This is a genomic window from Campylobacter sp. RM12647 (genome assembly GCF_020138135.1).
GTDB lineage: Bacteria > Campylobacterota > Campylobacteria > Campylobacterales > Campylobacteraceae > Campylobacter_E.
Genome location: NZ_JACGAS010000016.1, coordinates 36,089 through 42,802 on the forward strand (window position 1 = coordinate 36,089; position 6,714 = coordinate 42,802).

General features: G+C 27.9%; 8 protein-coding genes. 1 reads left to right on the forward strand and 7 read right to left on the reverse strand.

Translation table 11 applies throughout. The features are described 5' to 3' along the window. Positions 1 to 20: 20 nt before the first annotated feature. The 6 genes from AVBRAN12647_RS06790 to AVBRAN12647_RS06815 are packed head-to-tail and all read right to left on the reverse strand — an operon-like array spanning position 21 to position 4,924. Positions 21 to 956, reverse strand: coding sequence for an acetyl-CoA carboxylase carboxyltransferase subunit alpha (locus AVBRAN12647_RS06790; RefSeq protein ID WP_214118277.1), 936 nt, complete (start codon positions 954 to 956; stop codon positions 21 to 23). Between the two features lie 5 nt (positions 957 to 961). After that, on the reverse strand, positions 962 to 2,215 hold the full coding sequence (locus tag AVBRAN12647_RS06795; protein WP_214118274.1) for a beta-ketoacyl-ACP synthase II: 1,254 nt from the start codon (positions 2,213 to 2,215) through the stop codon (positions 962 to 964). A gap of 9 nt (positions 2,216 to 2,224) precedes the next feature. Next, entirely contained in the window at positions 2,225 to 2,458 is a 234-nt protein-coding gene (gene acpP, locus AVBRAN12647_RS06800) for an acyl carrier protein (protein WP_214118272.1), read from the reverse strand. Between the two features lie 55 nt (positions 2,459 to 2,513). Further along, positions 2,514 to 3,257 carry a 3-oxoacyl-ACP reductase FabG gene (fabG, locus tag AVBRAN12647_RS06805; RefSeq protein WP_214118270.1) on the reverse strand — a complete coding sequence of 248 codons (744 nt, stop codon included), beginning with the start codon at positions 3,255 to 3,257 and terminating at the stop codon, positions 2,514 to 2,516. A gap of 8 nt (positions 3,258 to 3,265) precedes the next feature. After that, a complete protein-coding gene (locus AVBRAN12647_RS06810) occupies positions 3,266 to 4,516 on the reverse strand; it encodes an MFS transporter (protein WP_214118268.1) in 1,251 nt (416 codons plus the stop codon). A 9-nt stretch (positions 4,517 to 4,525) separates the two neighbouring features. Further along, on the reverse strand, positions 4,526 to 4,924 hold the full coding sequence (locus AVBRAN12647_RS06815; RefSeq protein WP_336614153.1) for a MarR family winged helix-turn-helix transcriptional regulator: 399 nt from the start codon (positions 4,922 to 4,924) through the stop codon (positions 4,526 to 4,528). A 111-nt stretch (positions 4,925 to 5,035) separates the two neighbouring features. Between AVBRAN12647_RS06815 and AVBRAN12647_RS06820 the strand changes: the two genes are divergently transcribed. Beyond that, on the forward strand, positions 5,036 to 5,704 hold the full coding sequence (locus AVBRAN12647_RS06820; RefSeq protein WP_336614902.1) for an HAD family hydrolase: 669 nt from the start codon (positions 5,036 to 5,038) through the stop codon (positions 5,702 to 5,704). A gap of 365 nt (positions 5,705 to 6,069) precedes the next feature. On the opposite strand, the gene AVBRAN12647_RS06825 is transcribed toward AVBRAN12647_RS06820, so the two are convergent. Beyond that, entirely contained in the window at positions 6,070 to 6,471 is a 402-nt protein-coding gene (locus tag AVBRAN12647_RS06825; RefSeq protein ID WP_214150678.1) for a putative quinol monooxygenase, read from the reverse strand. Positions 6,472 to 6,714: the final 243 nt, after the last annotated feature.

Consider the following 6,714-nt stretch of genomic DNA (forward strand, 5'->3'; position numbering starts at 1 on the left):
GTAAGATACTTGGATAAATATTATTTGTCTTCATTAAAAGAACCCAATTTGAGAATTTTTTGCATTCTTTTTGCAACCAATTCATCAAGATTTAATGGTTTTAGTTCTTCTATTTTTTCTAAAACATAATTTTGTATATTATTTGCAGTAATCTCTTTGTTTCTATGAGCAATGCCTTCTTCTATAATATCATCTATTAACCCTTGCTCATATAAATCATCAGCACTTATTTTCATAGCCTTTGTTGCAGCTTCACTTTTACTTGGGTCATTCCATAATATAGCAGCACAACCTTCAGGAGATATTACAGAAAACACTGAATTTTTAAGCATAGCTAATTTATCAGCTACACCTAAAGCTAAAGCTCCACCACTACCGCCTTCTCCAATTACTATGGAAATAATTATTGTTTTTAAAGCGCTTAATTCATATAAATTTGTAGCAATTGCCTCACTTTGACCACGCTCTTCAGCTCCTACTCCAGGATAAGCACCTGGAGTATCTACTAAAAATACAATAGGTATTTTAAATTTTTCAGCCATTTTAGCAAATCTTAAAACCTTACGATAACCCTCTGGATGTGGCATACCGAAATTTCTATGTAATTTATATTTTGTTCCACGACCTTTTTGTTCGCCTATTAACATTACTTTTTGCTCGCCAATATAACCAGCAAAACAAACTATAGCAGGGTCATCTCTAAATGCTCTATCTCCATGTAATTCATGGGCATTTTTTAAAATTATTCTCACATAATCAAGAGAATATGGTCTATCAGGATGTCTTGCTAGCTGTAGTTTTTGAAAATCACTTAAATTTTTATAGGTTTTTGTTAATTCTTTTTCTAAATTCTTTTTTAAAATCTTAACTGCTTCTATATCGCCTTTAATATTAGCATTAATAATATCTTCATCTAATTGTTGAATATTTTTCTCAAAATCTAAATAAGCTGCCATCTTAATTAATCCAATTTTCTAAAAATCACTGAAGCATTCGTTCCACCAAAACCAAACGAATTACTCATAGCTGTTTTAATTGTATGCTTTCTAGCCACATTAGGCACATAATCTAAATCACAATCAGGGTCAGGGTTTTTATAATTTATTGTAGGTGGAACTATACTATCTCTCATAGCCATTAGACAAATTACTGCTTCAATAGCACCAGCAGCACCTAAACAATGTCCTGTTTGACCTTTTGTAGAACTTACTAAAGGCATATCATCTTTAAACAATTCTTTCATTGCTGCTGTTTCATTTTTATCATTAGCTGGAGTTGATGTTCCGTGTGCATTAATATAATCAATTTTAATTTTATTAGCAGAGCAATCAAATCCCTTTGCCATACATAAAGCTTTTTTCATAGCTCTTAATGGGCCATCTAAAGCTGGAGAAGTTATATGATTTGCATCTGCACTTTCACCAAACCCTATAACTTCAGCATATATTCTAGCACCTCTTTTTTTAGCATCTTCATAATCTTCTAAAACAAGAGCAGCTGCACCTTCTCCCATAACAAAGCCATCTCTACTAGCATCAAATGGACTACTAGCTGTTTCTGGAGTATCATTTTTAGTAGATAAAGCTTTCATTGAAGCAAATCCACCTATACCTACTGCACAAATAGCTGATTCAGCTCCAATTACTAACATTTTATTTGCTTGATTGCAAACTATTGTTTTATAAGCTTCGCCAATTGCATGAGTTCCTGCTGCACAAGCAGTTACACAAGATAAATTTGGACCTTTCAATTTATAATCAATTGAAGCCATTCCCCCTAGCATATTAACTAGAGCTGAAGGTATGAAAAAAGGCGAAATCCTGCTTGCGCCCTTTTGCAAACATACATTAGAATTTTTCTCAATATTAGGTAAGCCACCAATTCCTGCTGCACTTACTACTCCAAATTCATCTAAATCAACTTCACTAATCACGCCATCAACCATTTTAAAATTAGCATCACTTATAGCTTCTTTTGCAGCGTGTAATCCAAGTTGAATAAATCTATCAGCTTTTTTAACATCTTTTGCATTTAATACTGTTAAAGGATCGAAATCCTTAACTTCTGCGGCAATTTTAACACTTAAATCACTGGTATCAAAAAGAGTAATTTCTCCAACACCGCTTTTTCCATCACAAATCGCCTTAAACGAACTTTCTTTATCAAGCCCAAGGGCATTTATCATTCCAATGCCAGTTACTACTACTCTTCTCAATTTAAATCCTTATTGTTTTTTTGCTTCTATGTATTTTACTATATCATTAACTGTTGCGATTTTTTGACCATCTTCATCAGGAATAGAAATATCAAATTTTTCTTCTAAAGCCATAATTAATTCAACTACATCAAGTGAATCTGCACCTAAATCTTCAATAATTTTAGCATCAGGTGTAATACTAGCTTCATCAGCTCCTAATTCTTCTACAATAACTTTTTTAACATCTTCAAAAATAGACATTTTTTTCTCCTAAAATAAAATTAAACTCGTATTCTTACAAAAAAGTGTAAATAAATTACACATACATTCCGCCATTAACTTTTAAAATCTCACCTGTAATATAACTAGAATAATCACTTAATAAAAACGCAACTGCATTTGCAACTTCGCTAGGTTTACCAAATCTAGCAAGTGGAATTGCTTTATAATAAGTTTGTTTAATTTCATCACTTAATACATCTGTCATATCACTTTCTATAAATCCTGGAGTAATTGCGTTATAACGAACTTCTCTACTAGCTGCTTCTTTAGCAAAAGACTTAGTCATAGCAATAACTCCACCTTTACTAGCAGAATAATTTACTTGACCTGCATTTCCCATCTCACCAACAACTGAACTAATATTTACAACACTACCAAAACGCTTTTTACTCATCACTTTAAATGCTTCTTTACAACCTATAAAAGTTGAATTTAAATTAGCCTTTATAACATCATCAAAATCAGCTTCGCTCATTCTTAAAACTAATTTGTCTTTTGTAATTCCTGCATTATTTACTAAATAACTTAATTCTCCATCGCAATCAATTATTGTTTTAATAGCATTTGTAAAATCACTTTCACAACTTGCATCAAAACAAATAATTGCTGCTTTACCACCATTTTTTTCAATTTCTTGTTTTAAATTCTCTGCAAGTTCAGGTTTTGAACGATAATTAATCCATACTTTTAGACCAAATCCCGCTAAAACTCTAGCTATTTCAGCACCAATGCCTTTAGATGCACCTGTAATTAATACATTTTTTCCACTAAATTTCATATTTTCTCCTAGTCTTTAATGATAATATCCGAGTGATTTTTTTCTAAAAAATTATCTTCATAATCTTTTAAATCTTTTTTAAAATCTTTTGATTTTCTCATAACAAAGGCATAATACAATATTAAAGAAAACAAAATTATCCCCGCACATATTTCATAAATCCTAGAATGCCCGTAACTAGGCTCAATCAAACCTAATAAATAAGGACTAATACCCATTCCAACATCTAAAGCTATAAAAAATGTTGAATTTGCTAAGCCCATTTTCTCTTTAGGAGATAATTTTATAGCAAGTGATTGAAGACTTGAAGTAGCGTTTCCATATCCTAAAGCACAAAAAATAGCCGATAAATACATCATTAAAGAATTGTTTGTATAAGCTAAAATTATTAAACTTGCTACATAAAACAAAATAGAAGGAACTATTACATAATCCGCACCTATTTTATCAAATACTTTACCTGAAATTGGTCTTGAAAACACACTAATACAAGCATAAAATACAAAAAATAATGAACCTGCTTCAATTAAATTAAGCTCTTTTGAATAAGAACTTATAAAAGCAATAATTGCTCCATAAACAAAACCCATACAAAATACGACATAAGCAACACCCAAAACCGATTTTTCAATGTAATTAAAAATTGAAAAAGATTTTTTAACATGATTTATCTTATGTTTTCTAAATCTTTTAACTTTTATTACTACACTTGAAATTAATGCTATTAATATACTAATTAAAGAAATTATAAAACATAAATTAAAATTATTTTTACCCACTAAATATACTGCTAAAAATGGTCCAATAGCAGAACTTAATACAACACTAACCGCATAATATCCTATACCAATTCCTCTTTTATTGCTAGGTACTAGTCTAGCTACTGCAGCACCACAAGCACAAGAGCATGCACCATAACACATACCAGCAAGCAATCTTGATAATATTAATTCAAAATTAGTTGATAAAAACAAGTAATATAAATTAGGTATAAAATACAAAACTAAACTAATAATCATAACTTTTTTTATGTTTATATTATCAATAATTGAGCCAAAATAAAGTCTTGATAATAGTGCTCCAATTACAAAAATACCATTGGCAAGACCTGCTATTGCTGTGCTAGATTGTAATATAGTTTTTGCAAAATCTGTAGAAGCAATAGTAGTAATAAAAAACACTAAACAAATAACAAAATTAATAATAAAAACACAAATAAAATTCTTATTCCAAATATTATACTTTTTGGATAATCCCATAAAAACTCCTTATAATTTTTTATTGATTTTATCAAGTATATTAATGAATAATCCAAATTCAGCATAGTCTAGATCATCACAAATTTGCTTTTCGTAATTAGAAATTAAAATATTTGCATCAAAAAACAATTCCTTACCTTTTAAACTAAGTGAAATGATTTTTTCTCTTTTATCATTTGAGCTTGAAATTTCTAAATAATTTGCTTTTTCTAGTTTCTTACAAATCCTAGACGCAATAGCCTTATCCATCTGATAAAACTCGCAAATCTCACTTAAACTAGCACTTTTTGTTGAGCTAAGATAATAAAATACTCTCCAATCAGTCGCATTAATATTAAATGGCTTTAAAATTTCATTTACTTTACTGATGATTTTTCTATTTGCATAGGTAATTTTTTTAAAAAACATGTTATTCCTAATAGTTGATAAAGTCAATTAAATTAGATTTTATAATTAAATTTGTAAATTGTCAATAAATTAGCTTTATTTTGCTAAGCTTAAAATAAAAAAAGGATACAAATGATTATATTTTTTGATTTAGATGGAACTTTAATCGATTCTACCCAGCCAATAATTACTAGCCTTAGAAAAGCCTTAGAAAGTTATAATTTTAATTTAAGTGATGAATATATAAAAACATTAATTGGAATGTCTACTGAAGGAATGTTTGAAACAATAGGAGTGCCAAAAGAGCAAGTTGCTGATATAGTTAAATTATATAGACAAAATTATAAAATATATTATAAAGACGGAACTAGTCTTTTAAATGGGGCAAAAGAAGCAGTAAAACTTGCTAGTAAAAATGCTAAAGTAGGATTAGTAACTACAAAATCTGTTTATTTTGCTAAAGAAATTTTAAAAGATTTTGATATTTTAGATGATTTTAGCGTAGTTGTGGGTGGTGATGAAGTAAAATACTGCAAACCAAATCCAGAACCAATTTATAAAGCACTAAGTCGTTTAAAAGGCTCTGAAATGCTTGCAATTAACGAACTTAAAAAAGAATTTGACTTTAGTAAAATTTATATGATAGGAGATACTTTAAACGATACAGAAGCTGCTAAAGCTGCTGGAGTGAATGCTTATGTAACTTTATTTGAATACACAGATATGAATACTCTCAAGCAAAGTTGCGATAAAATATTTAAAACCCCACTTGAATGCGTTCAAGATATTTTAAAAAAATAAATATTATAAAGTAAAACTAATTTAATAAAAAATTAGTTTTACTTACATCAATAAATTAAAATGGAATTTGAAAAATTTATTTTAATTTTAGCTATATAAAATATTCATTATTACCACTTAATTAAACCTATTTTTTAATAGGGACTATTATATCTGTATAAAATATAATATTTTAATATTTATAATGTATTTTTAGTACAATTAAGCATTAATACATACATTAAAAATACTATAAAAATTACTGCTATAATTAATTAAGATAATAATTACTAATTAAAATAATTTATATTAAAATAAATTATTATACTCCTTGTCTATAAAACACACAATCTATTTAATACTTTTAATTAAAAAACATATAGAAATTATTGTCTTTTAAAAATTGCTTTAAAATTTTTATCACTTAATTGATAAGAATCAAGCAACTCAAGAGATTTTACCATATGCAATGTGCCTTTTTTATATTTTTGAAAATGTTCGGAATTAATATGTTTATTATAAGATTCTTGGTCTTTATAAATTTCTAAAATATTAATTATATTATTATTTTTTACAAGCATCATTGGATAAATAGATATTACACCCTTTTCTTTTTCAATTGAAGCTTCAGCAACTTCTTTTGCAATAACAAGGTATTCATCAAGATACTCTGGATAAACTTCAACAACAGAAATTCTAACCAACATTTTATTATTAATATTATCATCAGCATAAATATTAGAAGATAATCCAAATAGCGATAAAATTAAAGCTAATATTTTTTTCATTTTTCAACCTTTCAATTTTTTAAACCAAACAATATACTATAAATACATAAACTATTCCCCCACCATAAACCACTAATCCATTAAATACTAAAAACACCCATTAACCCCCCCCCAACCACTCTAAACAACATAAACAATACTTTAAATTAAAAACTAAAAAGCAATTAAAATCTCATTCTAAAACAACCTTCACTAACTACTAAAAACAATTAAAAACACACACCATAATAAAATAATCTAAAA

Coding starts and splice junctions, on each gene's coding strand:
- AVBRAN12647_RS06790 (WP_214118277.1), bottom strand. CDS start 956: ATGGCAGCTTATTTAGATTTTGAGAAAAATATTCAACAATTAGATGAA.
- acpP (WP_214118272.1), bottom strand. CDS start 2,458: ATGTCTATTTTTGAAGATGTTAAAAAAGTTATTGTAGAAGAATTAGGA.
- fabG (WP_214118270.1), bottom strand. CDS start 3,257: ATGAAATTTAGTGGAAAAAATGTATTAATTACAGGTGCATCTAAAGGC.
- AVBRAN12647_RS06810 (WP_214118268.1), bottom strand. CDS start 4,516: ATGGGATTATCCAAAAAGTATAATATTTGGAATAAGAATTTTATTTGT.
- AVBRAN12647_RS06815 (WP_336614153.1), bottom strand. CDS start 4,924: ATGTTTTTTAAAAAAATTACCTATGCAAATAGAAAAATCATCAGTAAA.
- AVBRAN12647_RS06820 (WP_336614902.1), top strand. CDS start 5,036: ATGATTATATTTTTTGATTTAGATGGAACTTTAATCGATTCTACCCAG.
- AVBRAN12647_RS06825 (WP_214150678.1), bottom strand. CDS start 6,471: ATGAAAAAAATATTAGCTTTAATTTTATCGCTATTTGGATTATCTTCT.